Here is a 24,036-nt window from a genome sequence, read left to right as displayed (position 1 = left end):
AGATGCGCATAGCATCGGGTTCCGCATGAACACGATGACGCTCTGGCACATGACCGGCTGGGAGTTCGCCGCCCTGGCCTTCGCGGCCCTCCTCGTCGGCTTCTCGAAGACCGCCGTGAGCGGGGCCAACACGGTCAGCCTCGCCATTTTCGCCGCGGTCCTGCCCGCCCGCGCCTCGACCGGCGTCCTGCTGCCGATCCTGATCGCCGGTGACGTGCTCGCCGTCCTCACCTACCGGCGCCACGCCCACTGGCCGACGCTGTGGAAGCTGTTCCCCGCGGTCGCGGCGGGCGTGGTCGCCGGCACGCTGTTCCTGATGTGGGCCGACGACGAGATCGTCCGGACATCGATCGGCGCCATCCTGCTGCTGATGGCGGCCGTGACGGTATGGCGCCGCCGCGCCGCCGACCGGACCGACGAACCGGACTCGGTCACCACGAGAACGGGCCGGATCAAAGCGCGTTCCTACGGCGTCCTCGGCGGCTTCACCACCATGGTCGCCAACGCCGGGGGCCCGGTGATGTCCATGTACCTGCTGTCGGCGGGCTTCCGGAAGCTCGGCTTCCTGGGCACCTCCGCCTTCTTCTTCCTGATCGTCAACACGTCCAAGGTGCCCTTCAGCGTGGGCCTCGGCCTGATCGACGGTCACTCGCTGCTGCTCGACGCCGCACTCGTGGCGTTCGTCGTGCCCGGCGCGTTCATCGGCAAGTGGGCCGTGAACAGGATCAACCAGCGGCTCTTCGAACAGCTCGTGATCGCGGCGACGATCGTCGGCGGCCTCCAGCTACTGCTCCGCTGACCACGCCCGGAGCAACGCGGGCAGCTCCGCGAACGAGGCGATCACATGGTCCGGGGTGCCGCTCGCGTCCCGATGCGTCTGCGGCAGATACTTGCCCGTCCGCACCAGCACGCCCGTGACCCCGGCGGCCTGCGCCACCAGCACGTCCGACTCGATGTCGTCCCCCACCATCACCGCCTCGTCCGCACCGGCCCCCAGCCGGGCCAGCGCCGAGGCGAAGAACGCGCGCGACGGCTTCCCCGTCACCACGGCCTCGGTACGGGCCGCCTTCTCCAGCCCCGCCAGGAACGCCCCCGCGTCCAGCTGAAGCCCGTCCGAGGTACGCCAGTACAGATTCCGGTGCATCGCCACCAGCCGCGCGCCGCGCTGGAGATGCCCGAACGCCCGGTTCAGCGCCGCGTAGTCGAACTCGGGCCCCGCACCCCCGACGATCACGACGTCCGGGACGGCTCCGGTGTCCCCGGCGCCGATCACGTCCACGTCCCCCAGGTCCTCCCCGATGTCCCCGCTGTTCAGCAGGGCACAGCGCGCCCCCGGGAAATGCTCGGCGACATACGCGGCGGTGACGGCGGGCGCGGTCAGGATGTCCTGTGCCGTCACCGGGAACCCCGCCTCCGCCAGCGTCCCGGCGAGCGACGCCCGGGTCCGGGACGTGGTGTTGGTGACCAGCGCGACGGCGAGCCCGGCCTCGCGGATCTCCCGCAACGCCTCGACCGCCCCCGGCAACGGCTCCCACGAGACGGTGAGAACCCCGTCGATGTCGATCAGTACGGCGCGCACGGAGTCCATGGCAGGACGATAGCGATCCGTGCGGGGCGAGGGGCGATCCGGACTCCGGCGACACGGGTCAGGGGGTGGCGGACGGGCTCGCGGGAGCAGGGCTCTGCGGGGCGGGGACCGGTGGGGCCTCGGCCGGACCGGACTGGAGCATCGCCACGGTCGCCGCACCGGCCAGGGCGGTCGCGATCGTGGTGGCCACGGCCACGATCACCGTGGCGGCGGGTGCGGTGACGGTGAAGGAAGTCCCTGCACCGACGAAGTGCAGCGGCGGCCCTGTCGGACCGTATAGACAGCGGAAATCGAACGAACCCCCGTGCCCGCTCTCCCGCACGCCCTTCGTACGCTCTACCCCATGGCCCCCCACGTCCTGATCCTCGGCGGCACCACCGAGGCCCGTGAACTCGCCGCCGCGCTCACCGTGCTTCCCGGCGTCCGTGTCACCACCTCCCTCGCGGGCCGTGTGACGCGACCGGGAGCCGTCACCGGGGACATACGCATCGGGGGGTTCGGCGGTGCGGAGGGCCTCGCCGACTGGCTGCGGGAGCAGAAGGCCGACGCCCTCGTCGACGCCACGCATCCCTTCGCCGAGACGATCACCGCCCACGCGGCCAGGGCCGCCGCCGCGACCGGAGTACCGGCGGTGGTGCTGCGCCGCCCGGGCTGGCGGCCGGGTCCCGAGGACCGCTGGTACCCGGTCGGTTCACTGGCCGAGGCCGCCGGTCTGCTGCCACTGCTCGGCCCCCGCGTCTTCCTCACCACCGGCCGCCTGGGTCTGGCGGCCTTCGCGCATCTGACCGAACTCCACTTCGTCGTACGCTCGGTGGAACTGCCCGAGCCGCCGATGCCGCCGCGCACCGAAGTCCTGCTGGCACGCGGCCCGTTCACCGAGGACGACGAGTGCGCGCTGCTGTCCACGCACTGCGTCGACGTCGTGGTGACGAAGGACAGCGGGGGAGCGGCGACAGTCGCCAAACTCACGGCCGCGCGCCGACTTGCCCTGCCCGTCGTGGTCGTACGACGTCCTCCGCTGCCCGCCGACGTGACGGCGGTGCCCGATGTCGCCGGGGTACTGGAGCGGCTGGGCCTCAGCCGGAGATGACCGAGGTCCGCATACGGTCGATGGCGCGCAGCACCTCGGTGCGGTTCTTGGCGCTCTTGATCCACGCGGGCAGCCGGCCGATGTACGTCATCTTGCGCCCGTGCTCGTACCAGGGGTCCCGCTCGCGCAGGTCCGCCGCCACGAACCGCCTGAGCAGGTCGAGGTGTTCGAGGTTGTACGCCGACACCTCGCCGTGCCTCGTCCTGGTCCGCAGCCACAGCTTCGGCCGGCCGCACCGCTCGACCGGCCGGCACAGGCCGCAGGACCGGCAGATCACCCGAGGCTCCGGCGGGGCGCTCCGTTCGAAGTGCGCGATCCGGTCGCAGCGCGGGCAGCGGACGAGGACCGAGCCGCTGAAGTGGTGCGCGTCGAGGCCGGGATCGTGGAAGCGGACGGGTGGCATGCCGAGAGTATGACGACCTCCCGGCCTGCCGCGCACGTGGATTCTCAGTGGGCGGAGGCAAGTTCCTTGGATCGTTGCGGCAGCACGTTGCTCAGGTCTTCCACCAGCAGACGCTTGGAGATCGTGTCGACCGCGGCCCGCAGATCCGTGCCCGCCGGGCGGCCGATGTCCTCCTGGACTCGCGCCTCCAGCCAGGTGGCCCAGGCCTGGCCGATGACGTCGGCCTCGCGGGCGCCCGCGTCGGTGTGGGAGAAGAGGTTGCCGTCGCGGGTCAGATAGCCCTCGTCGACCATCCGGTCGAAGACCGGCAGCAGCACCTCGGGCGGCATGTGACGGCGGGCGGCCATCAGGCCCAGGCTGGCGTGGCCGGTCATCCGTGTGAACAGCTCCACCTGCATCACCGCCCAGGCACCGGCGATGTCCAGCCGGGTGTCGGACTCCGCCACGATACGGCGCGCGTCCTCCAGCCTCGCGGTGCCGATGATCTTCCCGACCGCCGTTTCCAGCACCCGCTGCGAGTCCGCCCCGGACGGCTGGCCGAAGCCCTCGCCCATGTCGGTCGAGCCCGCCCGCGCGCTGTCGCGCAGCTGGACCTGCTTGAGGAACAGCGCCACCACGAAACCCAGGGCCGCCACCGGCACCGTCCACAGGAACACGGTCTGGATGGTGTCGGCGTAGGCGTCGATGATCGGGGAGGCCACCGCCGCGGGCAGGTCGTGCACCCCCTCCGGGCTGGTCGCCGCCTTGGCGATGGCCGCCGGGTCCAGGCCGCTGCCGGTCTGCGCGGCCCGCGCGATCCCGTCCTCCAGGTTGGGCTTCAGCGAGTTGGCGTAGATGGTGCCGAAGACGGCCGTGCCGAACGAACTGCCCAGCGTGCGGAAGAAGGTGACACCGGAGGTCGCGGTGCCGAGGTCGGTGTAGTCGACGGTGTTCTGCACGGCGATCGTCAGCACCTGCATGCACAGGCCGATCCCGGTGCCGAGCACGAACATGTACAGCGACTCCAGCCAGGCCCCCGTGCCCGGCCCCATCAGGGACATCAGATACAGCCCGACCCCCATCACCAGGGAGCCGACGATCGGGAAGATCCGGTACTGCCCGGTCTTGCTGACCACATTGCCGCTCGCGACGGACGCGATGAGCAGGCCGATGACCATGGGCAGGGTGCGGACGCCGGAGACCGTGGCGGAGTCGCCGTCGACGTACTGGAGATAGCTCGGCAGATACGTCATCGCGCCGAGCATCGCGAAGCCGACGATGAAGCTGAGGATCGAGCAGACCGTGAACACCGGGTTGCTGAACAGCCGCATCGGCAGCATCGGTTCCCGCGCCCGGGTCTCGGCCCAGCAGAACAGACCGAGCGCGATCGCACCGCCGACGAACAGGCCGATGATGACGCCCGAACCCCACGCGTACTCGTTGCCGCCCCAACTGGTCGCCAGGATCAGGGCGCTGGCGCCCGCCGCGACGAAGGCGATGCCCAGATAGTCGATGACGGGCCGGGACGCCGACTTCACCACGGGGATGGTGCGGGCCGCGGCGAACACGACGACGATCGCGATGGGGACGTTGACGTAGAACGCCCAGCGCCAGGTCAGATGGTCGGTGAACAGACCACCGAGCAGCGGCCCGATGACCGTGGCCACACCGAAGACGGCACCGATCGCGCCCTGGTACTTGCCGCGCTCCCGCAGGGGGATGACGTCGGCGATGAGCGCCATGGACGTCACCATCAGCCCGCCCGCGCCGACGCCCTGCATGGCCCGCCAGACGATCAGGAGGGTCATGTTGCCGGCGAGACCGCACAGGAACGAGCCGGTGATGAACACGATCGCCGAGACCTGGAAGACCACCTTGCGGCCGAACAGGTCGCCGAACTTGCCCACCAGGACCGTCGAGACGGTCTCCGCCAACAGGTAGGAGGTGACGACCCACGACATGTGCTCGGCGCCGCCCAGATCCGACACGATCGTCGGCAGGGCCGTGCCCACGATCGTCTGGTCCAGCGCGGCCAGCAGCATGCCCAGCATGATCGTCACGAAGACGACGTTGCGACGACGCTTGTCCAGCACCGGCGGCTCTGCGGAGGGCGGCGCGGTTTCCTCGGTGACGGTCACGAGGCCACGGTCACACCGGTGGCCCAGTGCCGCATGCGGGACGGGACCGCTCGGGTGGCCTACCGCTCCCCGGGATTGCGGCGCAGCAGATACGTGTCCATGATCCAGCCCTTGCGCTCCCGGGCCTCGGCCCGCAGCCGCTCGATCCGGGGCGCGGCCTCGGCGATCGGACCCGACGCGAGGATCTCGTCCGGGGTACCGATGTAGGCGCCCCAGTAGATGTCGATGTCCTCGTCCGCGTACTGCCGGAAGGTCTGGTGGGCGTCGAGCATCACGACCACGTCGTCGACGCCCTCGGGGAACCCCTCGGCGAGCCGCCGTCCGGTGGTGATCTGCACGGGCCGGGCGACCCGGTTCAGACCGGTCCGGTGCCGGGCGACGAGGGCGGAGACACTGCTGATGCCGGGCACGACGTCGTACTCGAAGCCGACGGTCCCCCGCTCCAGGATCTCCTCCAGGATCCCGAGCGTGCTGTCGTACAGCGCGGGGTCGCCCCACACCAGGAACGCGCCGCTCTCGTCCTCGCCCAGCTCCTCGGTGATCAGCCGCTCGTAGATCCCGGCACGGGCGCTGCGCCAGTCCCCGACGGCGGGCGAGTAGGCCGCGCCGCCCGCCGTGCGGTCCCGCTCCGGATCCCGCGCCTCGACGACGCGGTACGTCCCCTCGGGTATGTGCGCCTCCAGCATGTCCCGGCGCAGATCCGTCAGGTCGCTCTTCACCTCGCCCTTGTCCAGGACGAAGAACACGTCCGTGCTCCGCAGCGCCCTGACCGCCTGGAGGGTGAGCTGGTCGGGGTCGCCCGCGCCGATACCGATGACATGAATCTTTCGCACGCCTCGAGTCTGCCGTACGCCACTGACAGTGACGGCACCGCGTCCGGGGTGGGCCCCTGACCGGGGAGCGAGGGCCCGGACGGGCCCCAGCACCGGAGGCGCTCAGAGGGCCCCGACCGGCGTCACCGCCGCAGACGCGGCGCCCTGCCCCCCGCGTCCACCGGCTCGCCGCCGCGCTCCACGTCCTCCGCCAGCTCCCTCGCCCACTGCGCGAGCCCGGCCAGATCCATCCCGTACGGCTGCTTCCTATCCGCACCGGACGCCCACTCCTCGACCGCCCCGGCCCCGCGCCGCAGCAGCCGCGCCCCGCCCGTGACATTGCCCCGGGCGGCGTGCGTGAGCCCCACCGCGAGCTGGGCCAGGCCCCGCCACAGGGTGCGCTCCTCCTCGGGACCGGACTTCCAGGCGTCCTCGAAGACCTCGTGCGCGTGGAAGGGCTTGCCCGCGTCCAGCAGCTCCTGCGCCTCCGCGACGCTGCGCTCGGGGGTGCGGACAACGCCCTCGGGCTGCCGCTCCACCCCGTCCGTGCCGTACGGCAGCGGCCGCCCGAGCCCGTCCCGGGGCCGGGCGTTGCGGGCCCGCCCCTCGTCGTCGCGGTCCCGAGCATCCGCCTGTCGTCCTGAAGCTGCACTGCCCATGTACCGATTGTCCCGCGCCGCCCGGACCGTCTTCGAAGCGGCCCGGCGTGTGGGGTAAAGTGCTGTTCGCGCGATCACGCGGTTCACCGCGCGAAACGCACCGGGACGTGGCGCAGCTTGGTAGCGCACTTGACTGGGGGTCAAGGGGTCGCAGGTTCAAATCCTGTCGTCCCGACGGTGTTCACCGGCGGATCTGCCTGAGGCAGGTCCGCCGGTCGCGTTTCAGCGGTCTCCGCGCGCCGCCCCGCCCCGGTAGCGCGCGGCGACATCCCCCAGATACCCCCGCAGCATGACCTTCGCCTCGTCCAGCAGCGCCGCGTCCCCCGCCCTGTCCCGCCGGAACGCCTCCTGCGCCAGCGCGTCGGCGGCCAGCATCGCAGCGTGGCAGGTGCGGGCCAGCGCCTCGTCGTCCTCGGCGAGATCGAGGGCGAGGAGGATACGGCGGATGCCGTCGGCCATACGGCGCTTGTGCTCGCGGTCGGCCGCGCGGGTCTGCTCGGTGAGGCCGCTGCCGAACCACAGGGCGCGGAAGCCGTGTTCGGTGCGGTAGATGGAGGCGAACGCGTCGATGAGGACGCCGACCGGGTCGTCCCAGCGCTGGGCGGCCGCCGCGTCGACCAGGTCGTCCATCGCGGCTTCCAGCTTCGCGAAGTACCCGGCCGCGAGGGCCTCGATGATCGCGCCCCGGTCCGGCAGGTACTGGTACAGCGAGCCGACCGACACCCTCGCCTCGGCCGCGATCCGGGTCGTGGTGAGCGCCTCGACGCCCTCCTCGACCAGCACCCGCTCGGCGGTCTCCAGGACCCGGGCGAGCCGGGCCTTGCTGCGGGCCTGCTGGGGCGTGCGACGCAGCGAGGCGACACCCGCCGCCCAGTCGGTGTCCACGATGGGATCGGCCACGCGACAACCTCCGAACGTGAACGTGACTTTGTTTCACGTTTAGGTTAGCGTCGCGCGCATGACCGACTCAAGCGCGGCGTGGCGCGAGGAGCGGGCCGCCGTCGCGGAGGCCTGCCGTCGTCTGGGGGCCGAGGGGCTGCTCATCGGGACGGCCGGGAACGTCAGCGTGCGCACGGACGACCGGGTCGCGATCACCGCCACCGGCGCGGTCCTCGCCGACCTCACCCCGGACCAGGTGACCGTCGTCGACCTCGACGGAACGATCGTGTCCGGCACTCTCCGGCCGACCTCGGAACTGGACCTGCACCTCGGTGTCTACCACCGCTACGGCACCGGCGCCGTCGTCCACACCCACGCGCCCATGGCCACCGCGCTCTCCCTCGTCCTCGACGAACTGCCCTGCATCCACTACCAGTTGCTGACCCTAGGCGGAACGGTACGCGTGGCACCGTACGCCACCTTCGGCACCCCGGAGCTCGCCGAGTCGGTGCTCACCGCGTTGGAAGGCCGCAGCGGGGCTCTGATGGCCAACCACGGAGCCGTGACCCACGCGCCGACGCTCGACAAGGCCGTCGAGAACGCCCTGTTGCTGGAGTGGGCCTGCGGGGTCTACCAGCACGCGGCGGCCATCGGCACCCCCCGCGTCCTTGACGAACAGCAGCAACTCGCGGTCATCGAGGCCGCCATCGCACGCAACTACGGCAGCACACAACCCGCGTCACCCGAGCAGTCATCCGTGCAGGAGGGGAACCGATGAAGGTCGTCACGATGGGCGTGCACGTCCTGGACGTGCTGGTACGGCCGGTGGAGGCCATACCCGAGGGCCAGGGCGCCACCCTGGTCGAGGACATCCGCATGACCGCCGCCGGTACGGCCGCCGGCACCGCCCTCACCCTCGCCAAGCTCGGCGCGCGGGTGCGCACCGCCGGAGCGATCGGCACCGACCCGACGGGCGACCTGCTGGTGCAGCTGCTCGACAGGGCCGGTATCGACACCGCGTTGCTCGTCCGCCGTATCGACACCTCCACCTCCGCGAGCGTCCTGCCCATCCGCCCCAACGGCGACCGCCCCTCCCTCCACCTTCTCGGCGCCAACATCACCTACGGCCTCGACGACGTCCCCTGGGACGCGGTCGCCGAGGCGACCCATCTCCACCTGGGCGGACCGGAGTTGATCGGCGCCGAGGTCGCCGCGCGCATCCTGGCGCACGCCAAGGAACATGACGTCGTCACCTCCGTGGACCTGCTCGCCCCCGGTGAGCTCGGCACCTTCGACCAGATCGAGCCGCTGCTCCCGTACGTCGACTACCTGCTGCCCAACGACGACCAGGTCCTCGGCTTCAGCGGCGAGGAGGACCTCCTGACCGGCGCGAGGAAGCTGGTCGCCGCCGGGGCCGGGCTCGTCGCCGTCACCCGCGGCGGTGAGGGCGCGCTGCTGGTGACCGCCGAGGGCACCGAGACCGTTCCCGCCTTCGAGATCGACGTCGTCGACACGACCGGCTGCGGCGACGCCTTCTCCGCAGGCTTCCTGCGCGGCATCAGCCTCGACCGTACGCCGCGTGAGGCCGCCGTTCTGGGCAGCGCGGCGGCGGCGCTGGTGGCGCAGGGACTCGGCAGCGACCACGGGGACTTCGACCTGGCCGAGGCCGACGAGTTCTCCATGACCAGCAAGGTCCGAGGGTGAGGTGAGGGCGGGCCGGCACCACGGAGCGCGGGGCGCCCCCCCGTGGTGCCGGAGCGGCCCTGACGTTCCGCGCACGGAACGGCGGGGCTTCCCGGGGTGATAGACAGCGGTCATGACCAACTCGCACTTCCGTCCGGACGACGCCCGATGACCGCCGGCATCGACACCCCCGACCGCCGAGGCCGCACCGGCCTCGACCGCACCGGCCTCGATCTGACCGGCAACCCCCGCGTCAAGGTCCGCGACGTGAAACTCCTGTCCAGCCACTGGTACGTCGAGCGGGCCACCACCTTCGACCTCCAGCTCGCCGACGGCAGCTGGAGCACCCAGCAGCGCGAGACCCACGACCGCGGCAACGGCGCCACCATGCTGCTCTACGACGCCGAACGCGAAACCGTCCTGCTCACCCGGCAGTTCCGCTTCCCCGTCTACGTCAACGGCCACCCCGACGGCATGCTGATCGAGACGCCGGGTGGGCTGCTCGACGACGATGACGAGCACCCGGAGATCGCGGTACGCCGCGAGGTGATCGAGGAGACCGGGCACACCATCGGCGCGGTCCGGCACGTCTTCGACGTCTACATGAGCCCGGGGTCCGTGACCGAACGGGTCAGCTTCTACGCCGCCGAGTACGGCCCCTCGACCCACACCCACGAGGGCGGCGGCCTGGACGAGGAGGGCGAGGACATCGAGATCCTCGAACTCCCCTTCCGCCGGGCCCTGGAGATGATCCGCGCGGGGGAGATCGCCGACGCGAAGACCATCATGCTGCTGCAATGGGCGGCCCTCGAAGGGCCCTTCTCGCGCGAACCCTCTTGACTTGAAGAGCACTTCAAGCTGAAGACTCCCGTTCGCGAGCCCCGGACGCGGGCCGCGAACGGGAGGGACCACCATGAAGTACCGCACCATCGGCACCGACCCGAAGACCCGCCGCGAGGTCAGTGTGCTCGCCCTCGGCGCGATGCTGTTCGGCTCGCGCACGGACGAGAAGACCGCCTTCGCCGTGCTCGACCGCTACGTCGAGGCAGGCGGCAACTTCATCGACACCTCCGACAACTACGCCTTCTGGACCGACGGCGGCCTGGGCGGCCAGAGCGAGGAACTGCTCGGCCGCTGGCGGCGCAGCCGCGGCATCGGCGACGAGATCGTGATCGCCACCAAACTCGGCGCCCGCCCGCTCGCCCCCGGCACCAGCTATGTCGACAACGCCGAGGGCCTGTCCGCGAAGGTGATCCGCGAGGCCGCCGAACGCAGCCGCGAACGGCTCGGCGTGGACAGGCTGGACCTGCTCTACGCCCACATCGAGGACCACGCGGTGCCGCTGCGGGAGACCGTGGAGGGCTTCGCCGGACTGGTCGCCGAGGGCACGGTCGGCCTCCTCGGGGTCAGCAACCACGCCGTGTGGCGGGTCGAGCGCGCCCTGTCGCTCGCCGCCGCGGCCGGACTGCCCGGCTACGAGGTGCTCCAGTACGCCCACAGCCATCTGCGGCCGCGCTACGACGTCCCGGACGACCTCTTCCCCGACGGCAGCCTCGGCCACGCGGGACCCGACCTGCTCGGCTACCTGCGCGAGGAGCCCGGCCTGACCCTGGTCGCCTACTCACCCCTGCTCAAGGGCGCCTACACGCACCCGGACCGGCTCCCCGCCGACTTCGACCACCCGGGCACCCCGGCCCGCCTCCAGGTTCTGCGCGAGGTGGCCCGGGAGACCGGGGCGACCGTCAACCAGGTCGTCCTGGCCTGGCAGATCGGCGGCACCCTGCCGATCCTCCCGCTGGCCGGCGTCTCCTCGGTCGCCCAGCTGGAGGAGAACCTCGCCGCGGTCGACCTGGAGCTGACCGACGAGCAGCGGGCCCGGCTGGACGCGGCCCATTAGGCTCGGGAGGGAGCCGAAGGAGTGCCGGTCATGACCTCACATCCGTTCGCGAAGACCATCCGTTCCACGCCGGAAGGCCTGCTCTGGGAGCCCGGAGAACGCTGGGTGCGCGGCTACAAACGCGATGTCGCCGTCGTCGACAGCCGCCGGCCGGTCCTCGTCTGGGAGCCCGGCGTCCCCGTCCCGTGCTACGCGTTCCCCCGCGAGGAGGTCCGCACGGACCTCCTGCGCCCGGCGAAGAACCCGCGCACGGGTGCCCACACCGGATCCCGGACCTTCTACGACCTCGAGGTCGACGGCGAGCTCGTGGAGAACGCGGCGTGGACGTTCCCGGCCGACGATCTCGCCGGGCACATCGCCTTCGAGTGGTTCCGGCACTGGGACAGCGGCCTGGACCACTGGTACGAGGAGGAGGAAGAGATCTTCATCCACCCCCGTGACCCGCACAAACGGGTGGACGCCCTGCCCAGCAGCCGCCATGTCGTGGTCGAGATCGCCGGCCACGTCGTCGCCGACACCCGCCGACCGGTGCTGCTCTTCGAGACCTCGCTGCCCACGCGGTACTACCTCCCCCGCGAGGACGTCCGTCTCGATCTGTTCACCCCGACCGACCACCACACCGGCTGCCCGTACAAGGGCACGGCGGAGTACTGGAGTTGGCGCGGCGAGGAGGACGTCCCCCGCAACATCCTGTGGAGCTACCCGGAGCCGCTGCTCGCGGTGGCCCCGGTCAAGGGACTCCTCGCCTTCTACAACGAGGCCGTCGACATCACCGTGGACGGCGAACGCAAGGAGCGGCCGGTCACGCCGTTCACCGCGGGCCTCAAGACCTGACCAGCAGTTGGAAGTCGAACGCGTACCGGGACGCACGGTAGATGTGCGTCCCGTACTCGACCGGCCGGCCCGTGTCGTCGTACGCCGTGCGCTGCATCGTCAGCAGCGCGGCCCCGGCCTTCTCGTCCAGGCGTGCCGCCTCCTCGGCGGTGGCGCAGCGGGCCCCGATGGTCTGGCGGGCACTGTGCAGGGTGATGCCCGCCGAGCGCATCAGCCGGTACAGGCCCGTCGACTCCAGCCGGGCGGAGTCGAGTTCGAGGAGTGTCGCGGGCAGGTAGTTGCACAGGATCGCGACCGGCTGGCCGTGTGTGGCGCGCAGCCGCTCCAGGACCACGACGTCGCCGCCCTCCGCGACACCGAGCGCGGCGGCCACGTCGGCGGACGCCGGGACGTGTTCGTTGCGCACCACCTCGGTGGTCGGCCCCTGGCCGGCGGCCTCCAGGTCGTCGTAGAGGCTGCTCAGTTCGAGGCCGCGTTTGACCTGGCTGTGCACCACCTGCGTGCCCACCCCGCGCCGTCGCACCAGCAGTCCCTTGTCGACGAGGGACTGGATCGCCTGCCTGACCGTCGGCCGGGACAGGCCGAGGCGCACGGACAGGTCTATCTCGTTGCCCAGGAGGTTGCCCGGGGCGAGGGCCCCGTGCTCGATCGCCGCTTCCAGCTGCTGGGCGAGCTGGTAGTAGAGCGGTACCGGACTGCCCCGGTCCAGGGCGAAGTCCAGGGAATCGAGCGCGGGTGCGGTAGCGGCACGTGGGGAGCCGCCGGTCTTCGCCATGGAATGTCCCTCCCTTCTGAGGAAGTGTCAGGAGTGGCTGGGGAGCCCGAGGTTGCCGTCGATCCAGCGGGTGAGGGTCTTCATGGTGGGGGGCCTTTCCTGAGCGGTGGTTCAGAGGTGGCGGCGGCGGTCGGCGACCTGGCGGTCGTACTCCTCGCGGGCCTGGACGGCCGACTCGCGGGAGGCGACCTCGGCGACCGGCACGTCCCACCAGGCCTCGGTCGGGGGAGCGGCCGGGTTGGCGGTGTCGGTCTCGACGTACACACAGGTCGGGCGGTCCGAGGCGCGGGCCGTCGCCAGCGCCTCGCGCAGCTCGCGGACCGTCTTGGCGCGCAGCACGTCCATGCCGAGGCTGGCCGCGTTGGCGGCGAGGTCGACGGGGAGCGGGGCGCCGGAGAAGGTGCCGTCGGCGGCCCGGTAGCGGTAGGCCGTGCCGAAGCGCTCGCCGCCGACCGTCTCGGAGAGGCCGCCGATGGAGGCGTAGCCGTGGTTCTGGATGAGGACCAGGTTGATCGGCAGGCCCTCCTGGACGGCCGTGACGATCTCGGTCGGCATCATCAGATAGGTGCCGTCGCCGACCAGCGCCCACACGGGGGTGCCGGGGCTCGCCTGCTGGACGCCGATCGCGGCCGGGATCTCGTAGCCCATGCAGGAGTAGCCGTACTCCAGGTGGTACTGGCGGGGGCTGCGGGCCCGCCAGAGCTTGTGCAGGTCGCCGGGGAGCGAGCCCGCCGCGTTGATCACCACGTCCTCGTCGCCGACGGCCGCGTCGAGGGCGCCGAGGAGCTGGGTCTGGGTCGGGACGGCGTTCTCGTCGGAGGCGGCGAAAGCCGCGTCGACCACCTGGTCCCAGCGCTCCTTGCCGGCGCGGTACTCCGACTCGTAGGCCGAGCTCACCCGGTGACCGGACAGCGCCTCAGTCAACGCCGTGAGCCCCGCCCGGGCGTCGCAGACCAGTGTCCGCGCCGCCAGCTTGTGGGCGTCGAAGCCGGTGATGTTGAGGTTGAGGAACCGCACGTCGGGGTCGCGGAAGAGCGTGCCCGAGGCGGTGGTGAAGTCGGTGTACCGCGTCCCCACTCCGATCACCAGATCCGCGGTGCGGGCCAGGTCGTCGCTGACCGCCGTGCCGGTGTGGCCGATGCCGCCGAGGTCGGCGGGGTGGTCGTGGCGCAGGGAGCCCTTGCCGGCCTGTGTCGAGGCGACCGGGATGCCGGTGGCGTCCACGAGTGCCTTGAGTGCCTCTTCCGCCTTGCTGTGGTGGATGCCGCCGCCCGCGACGATCAGCGGGCGGGCGGCGGACCGTACGGCCCGTACCGCCTCGGCCAGTTCGACGGGATCGGGAGCGGGACGCCGTACGCGCCAGACGCGCTCGGCGAAGAACTCCTCAGGCCAGTCGTACGCCTCCGCCTGCACGTCCTGCGGGAGGGCGAGGGTGACCGCGCCGGTCTCCGCGGGGTCGGCGAGGATCCGCATGGCGTTGAGGGCCGAGGGGATCAGGGCTTCTGGGCGGGTGACGCGGTCGAAGTACCGGGAGACCGGGCGCAGGGTGTCGTTCACCGACACGTCCGCCTCGGTCGGGTGCTCCAGCTGCTGGAGGAGCGGGTCGGCGGTGCGGGTGGCGAAGTAGTCGCCGGGCAGGAGCAGGACCGGGATGCGGTTGATCGTCGCCAGGGCGGCTCCCGTGACCAGGTTCGTGGCGCCCGGGCCGATGGACGTCGTCACGGCCTGTGCGGAGAGCCGGTCGAGGTGGCGGGCGTGGCCGACGGCCGCGTGCACCATGGACTGCTCGTTGCGGCCCTGGTGGAACGGCATGACGTCCTGACCGGCCTCCAGCAGCGCCTGTCCCAGCCCCGCCACGTTCCCGTGGCCGAAGATGCCCCAGGTCCCGGCGATCAGCCGGTGCCGTTCACCGTCGCGCTCGGTGTACTGGACGGACAGGAAGCGCACCAGGGCTTGGGCGACGGTCAGGCGACGGGTGGGCGTGCTCATCAGGACTTCTCCGGTGCCGTGTAGAGGGGGAGTCGGGGGTCGACGGGCTGGTCGGGCCAGGTGTCGCGGATGCCGGCGTGATCGGGGTGGTCGCAGATCAGCCAGACGCGCTCGGGCCCGGGGCCCGCCATGACGTTCAGGTAGTAGAGGTGGTGGCCGGGCACGGCCATGGAGGGTCCGTGCCAGCCGTCCGGGATCAACACGACGTCGCCGCCGCGCACTTCGGCCAGGACGTCGGTGTTGCGGCCGCGGCCGGACGGTGAAACGCGCTGGTAGCCGCAGCCGCCCGGGCCGTCGATCTCGAAGTAGTAGATCTCTTCCAGCACCGACTCCTCGCCCGGGCGGTGCTCGTCGTGCTTGTGCGGTGGGAAGGACGACCAGTTGCCGCCGGGAGTCAGCACTTCGACGGCGATGAGCTTGTCGCACTCGAACACGCCTGCCGCACCGAAGTTGTTGACCTGCCGGGAGCAGTTGCCCGTGCCGCGCAGCTCCACCGGCACCTTCGAGGCCGGTCCGTAGCGGGCGGGCAGCCGCCTGGTGCAGCGCGCCCCGGTGAGCGCGAACCGTCCGCCGCCCGCCGCCGAGATCGTCGTACGGGAATCGCGTGGGACGTACGCGAAGTCGCTGACGCCCGTGAACACGCTCTCGCGGCCGTGGAGTGGGAACGTGTCACCGCCGAACTCGTCGGCCGTGGTGACCGTGCAGCCGCCTGCCAGGGGGAGGACGATCCACTCGCTCTCGCCGGTGTCGAAGGTGTGGGTGCCGCCGGGCGGCAGCTCCAGGACGCGGAGGGCGGAGTAGCCCCAGCCGGCCGACTCGGGGGACACGTCGACCAGGTAGGGGCCGCCGAGGGCCTTGCCTGCGGGAAGGTGATACGTCATCGGTGCCTCCGTGTCTTCGCGTGCCTCTCGTGTCACAGCAGCCCGACGGCCGTGTCGACCGCCGTCTCCACGCTGCCCTCGGCCGGGTAGAGGAGGGAGCGGCCCACGACCATGCCCTGGACCGTCGGCAGCCTCAGGGCCTTGCGCCAGCGTTCGTAGGCGGCCTCCTGGTCGTCGACCTCGCCGCCCAGCAGCACCGCGGGCAGGGTGGAGGTCTCCAGGACCTCCGCCATGTCGTCCGGGTCGCGGGTCACGGGCAGCTTCAGCCAGGTGTACGCGGAGGTGCCGCCGAGGCCCGAGGCGATGGCGATCGACCTGGTGACGGCCGCGGGGGAGAGGTCGTTGACGACCCTGCCGCCGAGCCGCCGGGAGATGAACGGTTCCACGAACAGGGGGAGCCGGTGGGCCGTCATGTCGTCGATCGCGCGGGCCGTCGACTCCAACGTCGTCAACGAGCCCGGGTCGTCGTAGTCGATGCGCAGCAGCAGCTTGCCCGCGTCGAAGCGGAGCCGGGTGAGGTCCCGGGCGCGGTGGCCGGTGAAGCGGTCGTCCAGCTCGAAGGCGGCGCCCGCGAGGCCGCCGCGGTTCATCGAGCCCATGACGACCTTGTTCTCCAGCACGCCGAGCAGGAGCAGGTCCTCCAGGATGTCCGCGGTGGCCAGCACCCCGTCCACGCCTGGTCGGGACAGCGCGACGCAGAGGCGTTCCAGCAGGTCGGCGCGGTCGGCCATGGCGAGTGCGCGGTCGCCGACGCCGAGGGCGCCACGGGCGGGGTGGTCGGCGGCCACGATCATCAGGCGGCCGCTGTCGCCCAGCAGCGGGCGCCGCACGCGGCGGGCGGCCGCCTCGGCGATCGCCTCCGGGTGCCGGGCCCTGAGGGAGACGAGGTCGGAGACGCTGGTGGTCACGACGGGACTCCGTTCAGCAGGCCCTCGACCTCGGCCGCCGTCGGCATCGCCGAGGAGCAGGCGAGACGGGAGGCGACGAGGGCGCCGGCCGCGTTGGCGTACCGCATGATCCGTTCCAGCTCCCAGCCGGACAGCAGACCGTGGCAGAGCGAGCCGCCGAACGCGTCTCCGGCGCCGAGGCCGTTGACCACCTCGACGGGGACCGGCGGGACCTCGGCGGTCGTGCCGTCGCGGTGGACGGCGAGCACACCCTTGGGGCCCTGTTTGACGACGGCCAGCTCGACCCCCGCCGCCAGCAGGGCCTCCGCGCAGGCGCGGGGTTCGCGGACGCCGGTGGCGATCTCGCACTCGTCGAGGTTGCCGACCGCGACCGTCGCGTGCCGCAGGGCTTCCGCGTAGTAGGGGCGGGCCTCCTCCGGGTCACGCCAGAACACCGGCCGCCAGTCCAGGTCGAAGACGGTGGTCCCCGCCCTGTCGCGGGCCTTCATCGCGGCGAACGTGGCCGAGCGGCTGGGCTCCTCGCTCAGACCGGTGCCGGTGATCCAGAAGATCCGGGCCCCGCGGATCGCGAAGTAGTCCAGCTCGTCGGTGTGGATCTCCAGGTCGGGGGCCTTGGGCTGCCGGTAGAAGTACAGCGGGAAGTCGTCCGGCGGGAAGATCTCGCAGAACGTCAGCGGCGTCGGGTACGCGGCCACCGGTGTCACCCAGCGGTCGTCGACGCCGAACTCCTTGAGCGCGGTGTGGAGGTAGGTGCCGAAGGGGTCGTCGCCGGTGCGGGTGATCACGGCGGCGGAGCGGCCGAGGCGGGCGGCCGCGACCGAAACGTTGGCCGCCGAACCGCCCAGAAACCTTCCGAACTTCTGCACATCGCTCAGTGGCACGCCAGTCTGGAGTGGGTAAAGATCAACTCCTATGCGGCCGATCGTGATCAAGTCGAAGGGCTGGGATGATTCGGCCATGGGTGACGCTCCTCAAGTCCCAGGGGGCCTGTCGCCTCCCAGATGTAGGACCCGAAGGGCAGCCCTGTCAAGACTTTGTACTTACATTCGGACCTGATTGTGAAATGATGTCTTAACAAAGTATTGACAGCGGGCTCCGGAAGGGATGGAATCCCGTCCCAGTGCAACAGCCGTATTTGCGGCTCGCGACCCGGACATGCCAAGATCCCGGGCCTCGGAATCCCCCGAGATCACTCTCCCTTTCCCCCGTAAGCACAGTGAGGTGCAGGAAAGATGGACCGCTCTTCGCACTCCCGTTCCCGTCGATTCGCCCCTGTTGTGGCGATCGCCGCGGCGGCTGCCCTGACCCTTGCCGGCTGCTCCAGCAGCTCCGGGGGCAAGAAGTCCGAGGAGAGCGCAGACGGCGCCTCAGCGGGCAAGGCCTCCACTCCGCGCATGACCGTCGCGCTGGTGACGCACCAGTCCGCCGGTGACACCTTCTGGGACATCGTCCGCAAGGGTGCCGAGGCCGCCGCCGCCAAGGACAACGTCAAGCTGATCTACTCCAACGACCCCAGCGCGGCCAACCAGGCCAACCTCATCCAGAACGCCATCGACCAGAAGGTCGACGGCATCGCGGTCACCCTCGCCAAGCCGGACGCCCTCAAGGACGTCATCGGCAAGGCCAAGACGGCCGGCATCCCCGTGGTCGGCCTCAACTCCGGCGTCAGCGAGTGGCAGAAGCTCGGTCTGATGGAGTTCTTCGGCCAGGACGAGACCGTCGCCGGTGAGGCCCTCGGCAAGCGGCTGAACGAGGCCGGCGCCAAGAACGCCGTCTGTGTCGTCCAGGAGCAGGGCAACATCGGCCTGACCCAGCGCTGCGACGGCGTCGACAAGACCTTCGACGGCAAGCTCCAGACGCTGAACGTCAACGGCACCGACATGCCGTCCGTGAAGTCGACGATCACCGCCAAGCTCAGCCAGGACAAGTCCATCGACTACGTCGTCACCCTCGGCGCCCCGTTCGCGCTGACCGCGGTGCAGTCGGTGTCCGACGCGGGCAGCAAGGCGAAGATCGCCACCTTCGACCTCAACAAGGACCTGACGGGCGCCATCAGCGACGGCACCATCGAGTTCGCGGTCGACCAGCAGCCGTACCTCCAGGGCTACCTCGCGATCGACTCGCTGTGGCTCTACAAGAACAACGGCAACTACATGGGCGGTGGCGAGCAGCCGGTGCTGACCGGCCCGGCCTTCGTCGACAAGACCAACGTCGACAAGGTGGCGGCGTTCGCCGCGAAGGGCACCCGGTGATGGGTATGACCCAGCATGCCGAGCCGGCGGTGACCACACCGCCGGCCCCCGGCCCGAAGGAGACCGACGGCCGGACCGCTCAACGATCCCTGGCGCTGCGCCTGTTGGGCCGCCCCGATGTCGGAGTCTTCCTCGGTGCCGTGGCGGTGTGGGTGTTCTTCCTCATCACCGCCCCGCCGGTGCGCGACGGCAGTTCGATGGCCAACATCCTCTACCAGTCGTCCACCATCGGGATCATGGCCCTCCCGGTCGCGCTGCTGATGATCGGCGGCGAGTTCGACCTCTCCTCCGGCGTCGCGGTCATCACCTCCGCGCTCACCGCCAGCATGCTCGCCTACCAGCTCACCTTGAACGTGTGGGCGGGCGTCATCGCCGCGCTGATCGTGTCGCTGGCCATCGGGTTCCTCAACGGCTGGCTGGTGGTCAAGACCGGCCTGCCCAGCTTCCTGATCACCCTGGGCACGTTCCTGATCCTCCAGGGCGTCAACCTCGCGGTCACCAAGCTGGTCACCGGCAACGTGGCCACCGACGACATCAGCAACATGGACGGCTTCGCCGGCGCGAAGAAGGTCTTCGCCTCCTCCTTCGAGGTCGGCGGCGTCCAGATCAAGATCACCATCGTCTACTGGCTGGTCTTCGCCGCGATCGCCACCTGGGTGCTGCTGCGCACCAAGTACGGCAACTGGATCTTCGCCGTCGGCGGCAACAAGGACTCCGCGCGGGCCGTCGGTGTCCCGGTGACCTTCACGAAGATCTCCCTGTTCATGCTGGTCGGCTTCGGAGCCTGGTTCGTCGGCATGCACAACCTGTTCTCCTTCAACACCGTGCAGTCCGGCGAGGGTGTGGGCCAGGAGCTCATCTACATCTCCGCCGCGGTGATCGGCGGCTGTCTGCTGACCGGCGGCGCCGGCTCCGCGATCGGCCCGGTCTTCGGTGCGTTCATGTTCGGCATGGTGCAGCAGGGCATCGTCTACGCCGGCTGGAACCCGGACTGGTTCAAGGCCTTCCTCGGCGTGATGCTGCTCGGCGCCGTCCTGATCAATCTGTGGGTCAGCCGTACGGCGACCCGGAGGTGACCGCAATGACATCCAGCAACGAAGCCGGCACCCACGGCGCCGTCCTCGCCGACGACGCCCCCGCCACCGACGGGGCGATCGTCGAACTCCGCAACGCCGGCAAGTCGTACGGCAACATCCGTGCCCTGCACGGTGTCGACCTGAAGGTCTTCCCCAATCAGGTCACCTGCGTCCTCGGGGACAACGGCGCCGGCAAGTCCACCCTCATCAAGATCATTTCCGGGCTGCATCAGCACACCGAGGGCGAGTTCCTCGTCGACGGCTCCCCGGTCCGCTTCACCACCCCGCGCGAAGCGTTGGACAAGGGCATCGCGACCGTCTACCAGGACCTCGCCGTCGTCCCGCTGATGCCGGTGTGGCGCAACTTCTTCCTCGGCTCCGAGATGACCAAGGGCCCCTGGCCGCTGCGTCGCCTCGACATCGAGCAGATGAAGAAGACCGCCGACGAGGAACTGCGCAACATGGGCATCGTCCTGGACAACCTGGACCAGCCCATCGGCACCCTCTCCGGCGGCCAGCGCCAGTGCGTGGCCATCGCCCGCGCCGTCTACTTCGGCGCCCGCGTCCTCATCCTGGACGAGCCCACCGCCGCCCTCGGCGTCAAGCAGTCCGGCGTGGTCCTGAAGTACATCGCCGCCGCCCGCGACCGCGGCCTCGGCGTCATCTTCATCACCCACAACCCCCACCACGCCTACATGGTCGGCGACCACTTCAGCGTCCTGCGCCTCGGCACCATGGAACTCAACGCCTCCCGCGACGAGGTCAGCCTCGAAGAACTCACCAACCACATGGCCGGCGGCTCCGAACTCGCCGCGCTCAAGCACGAGTTGTCCCAGGTCCGCGGCGTCGACGTCGAGGAACTCCCCGAGGAGCAGGACCTCAAGGCGCCGGTGGCGACGAGCAAGGACGACGCGTCGTGACCGCCCTGGACCGTATCCGGGTCGGCTCCGCCCCGGACTCCTGGGGCGTCTGGTTCCCCGACGACCCCCAGCAGGTCCCCTGGGAACGCTTCCTGGACGAGGTCGCCGAAGCGGGCTACTCCTGGATCGAGTTGGGTCCCTACGGCTATCTGCCCACCGACCCGGCCAGGCTCACGGACGAGGTGGCGAAGCGGGACCTCAAGGTGTCGGCCGGCACCGTCTTCACCGGTCTGCATCGCGGGCCCTCCGTGTGGGAGTCGACCTGGGAGCACGTCAGCCAGGTCGCCGCGCTCACCCAGGCGATGGGCGCCCGGCACCTCGTCGTCATCCCGTCGTTCTGGCGCGACGACAAGACCGCCGAGATCCTCGAACCCCCGGAGTTGACCCACGAGCAGTGGGCCCACCTCACCAAGGGCATGGAGCGGCTCGGCCACGAGGTGAAGGAGGCGTACGGCCTCGACATCGTCGTGCACCCGCACGCCGACACCCACCTCGACACCGAGGACCACGTCGAGCACTTCCTCGACTCGACCGACTCCGAACTCGTCAACCTCTGCCTGGACACCGGCCATTACGCCTACTGCGGCGGCGACAGCGTCAAGCTGATCGAGACGTACGGCGAACGCATCGGCTACCTCCACCTCAAGCAGGTGGACCCGGCGATCCTCGCCGACGTGCGGGCGAACGAGGTCCCGTTCGGTCCCGCGGTGCAGCGCGGAGTGATGTGCGAACCGCCGTCCGGTGTCCCGGAGTTGGAGCCGGTGCTGGTGGCGGCCCAGAAGCTCGGCGTGGAGTTGTTCGCGATCGTCGAGCAGGACATGTACCCGTGCGAGCCGGACAAGCCGCTGCCCATCGCGGTGCGCACCCGTAAGTTCCTGAGGTCCTGCGGAGCCTGAGAGGACGGCCATGACCCAGCGTGCCACGCTCGGAGTCGCAGTCATCGGTACGGGAAAGATGGGCGCCGACCATGTGCGCCGGATCGAAGAGGTCATCAGCGGCGCACGGGTGAGCGCCGTCGTGGACGTCGACGCGGAGCGGGCCAAGGCCGTCGCGGCCCGCGTCGACGGCTGCACCGCCTACACCGACGCCGCGACAGCGTTGGCGGCGCCCGACGTCGACGCCGTACTGATCGCCTCGTCGGGGCCGGCCCACGAGGCGGCACTGCTCGCGGCCCTCGCACGCGACCTCCCGGTGCTGTGCGAGAAGCCGCTCACCCCGGACTCGGCGTCGGCGCTGCGAGTGCTGGAAGCCGAGCGGAAGCTGGGCCACCGCCGCATCCAGGTCGGCTTCATGCGGCGCTACGACACCGAGTACATGAAGCTCAAGTCGCTGCTGGAGACAGGTCAGTTGGGCCGCCCGCTGATGGTGCACAACCGGCATCGCAACGCGGCCAGCCCGCCCTTCTTCACCAGCGACATGCTCGTCAGCGACTCGGTGGCGCACGAGACGGACGTGACCCGCTGGCTGCTCGGCCAGGAGATCACCGCCGTGACCGTGCTGCGGCCGAGAGCCACGGCGAGCGCGCCGGAGGGACTCCAGGACCCGCAGTTCGTGGTGTTCGAGACGGACGGCGGCGCGGTCGTCGACGTGGAGATCTTCGTCAACTGCGGCTTCGGCTACCAGGTCCAGGCCGAGGTGGTCTGCGAACGCGGCACCGCCCGCATCGGCGACGGCCACGCCATGGTCACCAACATGGCCGGGCGATGGGGCGGCACCATCTCCCAGGACTTCATCGACCGCTTCGCCGACGCCTACGACCGTGAGCTCCAGGTGTGGGTCGACGCGACCCGGCGGGGCGCGGTGACCGGGCCGAGCACCTGGGACGGCTATGCGGCCGCCGCCGTGTGCGAGGCGGGCGTGCGCGCCCTGAACGAAGGCGGCCGTGTGGAGGTGGAGCTGGTGGAGCGGCCGTCCCTGTACTGATCCACTTCCTCGCGACTGGACTTGGCCGGACGGCGACCGGCGTCGTTAGCGTCCGCCCATGCTCCCCCTTCACATCGTCGACGCCTTCACCGACCGCCCGTTCGCCGGAAACCCGGCGGGTGTGTGTCTGCTGCCCGCCGGGGACTGGCCCGACGAGGCGTGGATGCAGAGGGTGGCTGCCGAACTGTGCCACTCGGAGACCGCGTTCGCCCTTCCGCTGCCCGCCGGTGCCGAGGCGGACTGGGCCATCCGCTGGTTCACGCCCACCGTCGAGGCCAAACTGTGCGGTCACGCCACCCTGGCCACGGCCCACATCCTGCGCACCACCCGGGGGTCGCGCGGCGCGATCCGTTTCCGCAGCCGTCTGCACGGCACGCTCGTCGCCCACCTGGACGACACCGGCGCCGTCACCCTGGACTTCCCCGCCGCGCCCGCCGCCCAGGTCCCGGTACCACCTGACCTGTCCGCGGCGCTCGGTACGGCGCCCGAGGCCACGCACCGGACTCGCTGGGTCGGCGATCTGCTGGTCGTCCTGCCGGACGAGGCCGCCGTGCGGGCCTTGCTCCCCGACATGGACGCGGTGGCCGCGCTCACGGACCGCGAGGGGCTGCGCGCCGTCATCGTCACCGCGTCGGCGGACAGGCCCGGTGGTCCGTACGACTTCGTCTCGCGCTTCTTCGCCCCCGCGAACGGCATCCCCGAGGACCCGGTCACGGGCAGCGCCCACACCGGCCTCGCGCCCTACTGGTCGGGACGCCTGGGCCGCGAACGGCTGGTCGGCCTCCAGGCGTCCGCACGGACGGGCCTGGTCCGCACCGAGGTACGCGGCGACCGGGTCCTTCTGACCGGGGACGCGGTCACGGTGCTGCGGGGAGAGCTCGTGTGAAGACGACCATCGGCCGGCCGGGCCCGTTGTACTCCTCCTCGACACGCGCGTCGAAACCGAGGCTGCGGTGGAAGGCGATCGAGCCCTCGTTGGTGACCGACGTGATCGCCTTCAGACGGACGGCCCCCTGCTCGCGGGCGGCCTCGACGAACGCGGCGTACAGGTCGCGGCCGACTCCGGTGCCGCGGGTGTCGTCGCGGGTGGCGATCAGATGGACGTACCCCGTGCCGTCGGGTGTGACGAAGCCGATGAGGTAGCCGCGGATGCCGTCGTCGGCGCGGGCGACCAGACAGGTCGAGCCGAACTCCTGCACCAGGGCGAGGAGATGGAGGGAACGGAGGTCGCGGTCGCCCCAGTAGCGGGGGTGGTCCGCCAAAACCTGGTGGATGTCGGTGACTTGGGCGGGGACGATGTGCACGGCCATGGGGTCGATCATGGCAGGGGTGCAACCGGGGCGCCCTTGC

General features: G+C 70.8%; 26 protein-coding genes and 1 tRNA gene. 14 read left to right on the top strand and 13 right to left on the bottom strand.

From position 1 onward, the window contains the following. Positions 1 to 25: 25 nt before the first annotated feature. Positions 26 to 799: a sulfite exporter TauE/SafE family protein gene (locus tag ACFY0U_RS18435; protein ID WP_388636494.1), complete on the top strand. Its 774-nt coding sequence runs from the start codon at positions 26 to 28 to the stop codon at positions 797 to 799. Here ACFY0U_RS18435 and ACFY0U_RS18430 read toward each other — a convergent pair. Continuing rightward, entirely contained in the window at positions 785 to 1,588 is an 804-nt protein-coding gene (locus tag ACFY0U_RS18430) for an HAD-IIA family hydrolase (RefSeq protein WP_388636492.1), read from the bottom strand. The genes ACFY0U_RS18435 and ACFY0U_RS18430 overlap by 15 nt on opposite strands. A 58-nt stretch (positions 1,589 to 1,646) precedes the next feature. Then, positions 1,647 to 1,778, bottom strand: coding sequence for a hypothetical protein (locus tag ACFY0U_RS18425; protein ID WP_388636490.1), 132 nt, complete (start codon positions 1,776 to 1,778; stop codon positions 1,647 to 1,649). 153 nt (positions 1,779 to 1,931) lie between these two features. Between ACFY0U_RS18425 and ACFY0U_RS18420 the strand changes: the two genes are divergently transcribed. Beyond that, complete coding sequence (locus ACFY0U_RS18420) at positions 1,932 to 2,678, top strand: cobalt-precorrin-6A reductase (protein ID WP_388636488.1); 747 nt, start codon at positions 1,932 to 1,934, stop codon at positions 2,676 to 2,678. Here the strand turns inward: ACFY0U_RS18420 and ACFY0U_RS18415 are convergent. The 4 genes from ACFY0U_RS18415 to ACFY0U_RS18400 all read right to left on the bottom strand — a co-directional run bounded on the left by ACFY0U_RS18415 (position 2,665) and on the right by ACFY0U_RS18400 (position 6,669). Further along, the gene (locus tag ACFY0U_RS18415) at positions 2,665 to 3,081 is read right to left on the bottom strand and encodes a hypothetical protein (RefSeq protein ID WP_388636486.1); all 417 of its coding nucleotides are present in this window, start codon (positions 3,079 to 3,081) and stop codon (positions 2,665 to 2,667) included. The two genes, ACFY0U_RS18420 and ACFY0U_RS18415, sit on opposite strands and share 14 nt — an antisense overlap. Positions 3,082 to 3,125: 44 nt before the next feature. Further along, positions 3,126 to 5,198, bottom strand: coding sequence for an MDR family MFS transporter (locus ACFY0U_RS18410; RefSeq protein ID WP_388636484.1), 2,073 nt, complete (start codon positions 5,196 to 5,198; stop codon positions 3,126 to 3,128). A 59-nt stretch (positions 5,199 to 5,257) separates the two neighbouring features. Further along, complete coding sequence (gene cobF, locus ACFY0U_RS18405; RefSeq protein ID WP_388636482.1) at positions 5,258 to 6,031, bottom strand: precorrin-6A synthase (deacetylating); 774 nt, start codon at positions 6,029 to 6,031, stop codon at positions 5,258 to 5,260. 122 nt (positions 6,032 to 6,153) lie between these two features. After that, positions 6,154 to 6,669 (bottom strand): DUF309 domain-containing protein, encoded by a 516-nt coding sequence (locus ACFY0U_RS18400; protein ID WP_388636480.1) that lies wholly within the window; start codon positions 6,667 to 6,669, stop codon positions 6,154 to 6,156. 101 nt (positions 6,670 to 6,770) lie between these two features. Between ACFY0U_RS18400 and ACFY0U_RS18395 the strand changes: the two genes are divergently transcribed. Beyond that, positions 6,771 to 6,844: transfer RNA gene (locus ACFY0U_RS18395), tRNA-Pro, on the top strand. A 47-nt stretch (positions 6,845 to 6,891) separates the two neighbouring features. On the opposite strand, the gene ACFY0U_RS18390 is transcribed toward ACFY0U_RS18395, so the two are convergent. Continuing rightward, positions 6,892 to 7,569: a TetR family transcriptional regulator gene (locus ACFY0U_RS18390; RefSeq protein WP_388636478.1), complete on the bottom strand. Its 678-nt coding sequence runs from the start codon at positions 7,567 to 7,569 to the stop codon at positions 6,892 to 6,894. A 58-nt stretch (positions 7,570 to 7,627) separates the two neighbouring features. Here ACFY0U_RS18390 and ACFY0U_RS18385 point away from each other — a divergent pair, with 58 nt between their 5' ends. The 5 genes from ACFY0U_RS18385 to ACFY0U_RS18365 all read left to right on the top strand — a co-directional run bounded on the left by ACFY0U_RS18385 (position 7,628) and on the right by ACFY0U_RS18365 (position 11,962). Then, a complete protein-coding gene (locus ACFY0U_RS18385; protein ID WP_388636476.1) occupies positions 7,628 to 8,326 on the top strand; it encodes a class II aldolase/adducin family protein in 699 nt (232 codons plus the stop codon). Then, positions 8,323 to 9,252, top strand: a complete 930-nt coding sequence (locus ACFY0U_RS18380) for a carbohydrate kinase family protein (protein ID WP_388636474.1) — start codon at positions 8,323 to 8,325, stop codon at positions 9,250 to 9,252. Before ACFY0U_RS18385 ends, ACFY0U_RS18380 begins: the two co-directional genes overlap by 4 nt. Before the next feature lie 147 nt (positions 9,253 to 9,399). Further along, positions 9,400 to 10,071 carry an NUDIX domain-containing protein gene (locus tag ACFY0U_RS18375; protein WP_388636472.1) on the top strand — a complete coding sequence of 224 codons (672 nt, stop codon included), beginning with the start codon at positions 9,400 to 9,402 and terminating at the stop codon, positions 10,069 to 10,071. Positions 10,072 to 10,144: 73 nt separating this feature from the next. Beyond that, complete coding sequence (locus ACFY0U_RS18370) at positions 10,145 to 11,128, top strand: aldo/keto reductase (protein ID WP_388636470.1); 984 nt, start codon at positions 10,145 to 10,147, stop codon at positions 11,126 to 11,128. 30 nt (positions 11,129 to 11,158) lie between these two features. Then, complete coding sequence (locus ACFY0U_RS18365; RefSeq protein WP_388636468.1) at positions 11,159 to 11,962, top strand: DUF427 domain-containing protein; 804 nt, start codon at positions 11,159 to 11,161, stop codon at positions 11,960 to 11,962. Here the strand turns inward: ACFY0U_RS18365 and ACFY0U_RS18360 are convergent. The 5 genes from ACFY0U_RS18360 to iolC form a co-directional block, all read right to left on the bottom strand. Then, positions 11,952 to 12,737: a GntR family transcriptional regulator gene (locus ACFY0U_RS18360; protein WP_388636466.1), complete on the bottom strand. Its 786-nt coding sequence runs from the start codon at positions 12,735 to 12,737 to the stop codon at positions 11,952 to 11,954. The genes ACFY0U_RS18365 and ACFY0U_RS18360 overlap by 11 nt on opposite strands. 111 nt (positions 12,738 to 12,848) lie before the next feature. Then, a complete protein-coding gene (gene iolD / locus ACFY0U_RS18355; RefSeq protein ID WP_388636464.1) occupies positions 12,849 to 14,726 on the bottom strand; it encodes a 3D-(3,5/4)-trihydroxycyclohexane-1,2-dione acylhydrolase (decyclizing) in 1,878 nt (625 codons plus the stop codon). Further along, positions 14,726 to 15,607 (bottom strand): 5-deoxy-glucuronate isomerase, encoded by an 882-nt coding sequence (gene iolB / locus ACFY0U_RS18350; RefSeq protein ID WP_388636462.1) that lies wholly within the window; start codon positions 15,605 to 15,607, stop codon positions 14,726 to 14,728. Before iolB ends, iolD begins: the two co-directional genes overlap by 1 nt. Positions 15,608 to 15,639: 32 nt before the next feature. Next, positions 15,640 to 16,515, bottom strand: coding sequence for a deoxyribose-phosphate aldolase (locus ACFY0U_RS18345; RefSeq protein WP_388636460.1), 876 nt, complete (start codon positions 16,513 to 16,515; stop codon positions 15,640 to 15,642). Next, on the bottom strand, positions 16,512 to 17,474 hold the full coding sequence (gene iolC / locus ACFY0U_RS18340; RefSeq protein ID WP_388636458.1) for a 5-dehydro-2-deoxygluconokinase: 963 nt from the start codon (positions 17,472 to 17,474) through the stop codon (positions 16,512 to 16,514). The genes ACFY0U_RS18345 and iolC overlap by 4 nt, the downstream gene beginning before the upstream one ends. A 273-nt stretch (positions 17,475 to 17,747) precedes the next feature. On the opposite strand from iolC, the gene ACFY0U_RS18335 reads away from it, so the two are divergent. Genes ACFY0U_RS18335 through ACFY0U_RS18310 form a run of 6 tightly spaced genes read left to right on the top strand, consistent with a single transcriptional unit; the run spans position 17,748 to position 23,572 of the window. Continuing rightward, positions 17,748 to 18,767, top strand: a complete 1,020-nt coding sequence (locus ACFY0U_RS18335) for a sugar ABC transporter substrate-binding protein (RefSeq protein ID WP_388636456.1) — start codon at positions 17,748 to 17,750, stop codon at positions 18,765 to 18,767. Continuing rightward, positions 18,767 to 19,843: an ABC transporter permease gene (locus ACFY0U_RS18330; protein ID WP_388636454.1), complete on the top strand. Its 1,077-nt coding sequence runs from the start codon at positions 18,767 to 18,769 to the stop codon at positions 19,841 to 19,843. The genes ACFY0U_RS18335 and ACFY0U_RS18330 overlap by 1 nt, the downstream gene beginning before the upstream one ends. 5 nt (positions 19,844 to 19,848) lie before the next feature. Further along, on the top strand, positions 19,849 to 20,763 hold the full coding sequence (locus ACFY0U_RS18325) for an ATP-binding cassette domain-containing protein (RefSeq protein ID WP_388636452.1): 915 nt from the start codon (positions 19,849 to 19,851) through the stop codon (positions 20,761 to 20,763). Beyond that, positions 20,760 to 21,659, top strand: coding sequence for a sugar phosphate isomerase/epimerase family protein (locus tag ACFY0U_RS18320; RefSeq protein WP_388636450.1), 900 nt, complete (start codon positions 20,760 to 20,762; stop codon positions 21,657 to 21,659). The genes ACFY0U_RS18325 and ACFY0U_RS18320 overlap by 4 nt, the downstream gene beginning before the upstream one ends. Positions 21,660 to 21,669: 10 nt before the next feature. Continuing rightward, positions 21,670 to 22,686, top strand: a complete 1,017-nt coding sequence (locus tag ACFY0U_RS18315) for a Gfo/Idh/MocA family protein (RefSeq protein ID WP_388636448.1) — start codon at positions 21,670 to 21,672, stop codon at positions 22,684 to 22,686. A 58-nt stretch (positions 22,687 to 22,744) separates the two neighbouring features. Continuing rightward, positions 22,745 to 23,572, top strand: coding sequence for a PhzF family phenazine biosynthesis protein (locus ACFY0U_RS18310; protein ID WP_388636446.1), 828 nt, complete (start codon positions 22,745 to 22,747; stop codon positions 23,570 to 23,572). On the opposite strand, the gene ACFY0U_RS18305 is transcribed toward ACFY0U_RS18310, so the two are convergent. Next, the gene (locus ACFY0U_RS18305) at positions 23,544 to 23,996 is read right to left on the bottom strand and encodes a GNAT family N-acetyltransferase (protein ID WP_388636444.1); all 453 of its coding nucleotides are present in this window, start codon (positions 23,994 to 23,996) and stop codon (positions 23,544 to 23,546) included. The genes ACFY0U_RS18310 and ACFY0U_RS18305 overlap by 29 nt on opposite strands. Positions 23,997 to 24,036 lie beyond the last annotated feature (40 nt).

The sequence above is a fragment of the Streptomyces sp. NPDC001536 genome, from assembly GCF_042894505.1.
In the GTDB taxonomy this organism is placed as follows: Bacteria; Actinomycetota; Actinomycetes; order Streptomycetales; family Streptomycetaceae; genus Streptomyces.
The sequence above is the reverse complement of the archived record's forward strand: the minus strand, read 5'-3'. Positions and strand labels throughout refer to the sequence as shown.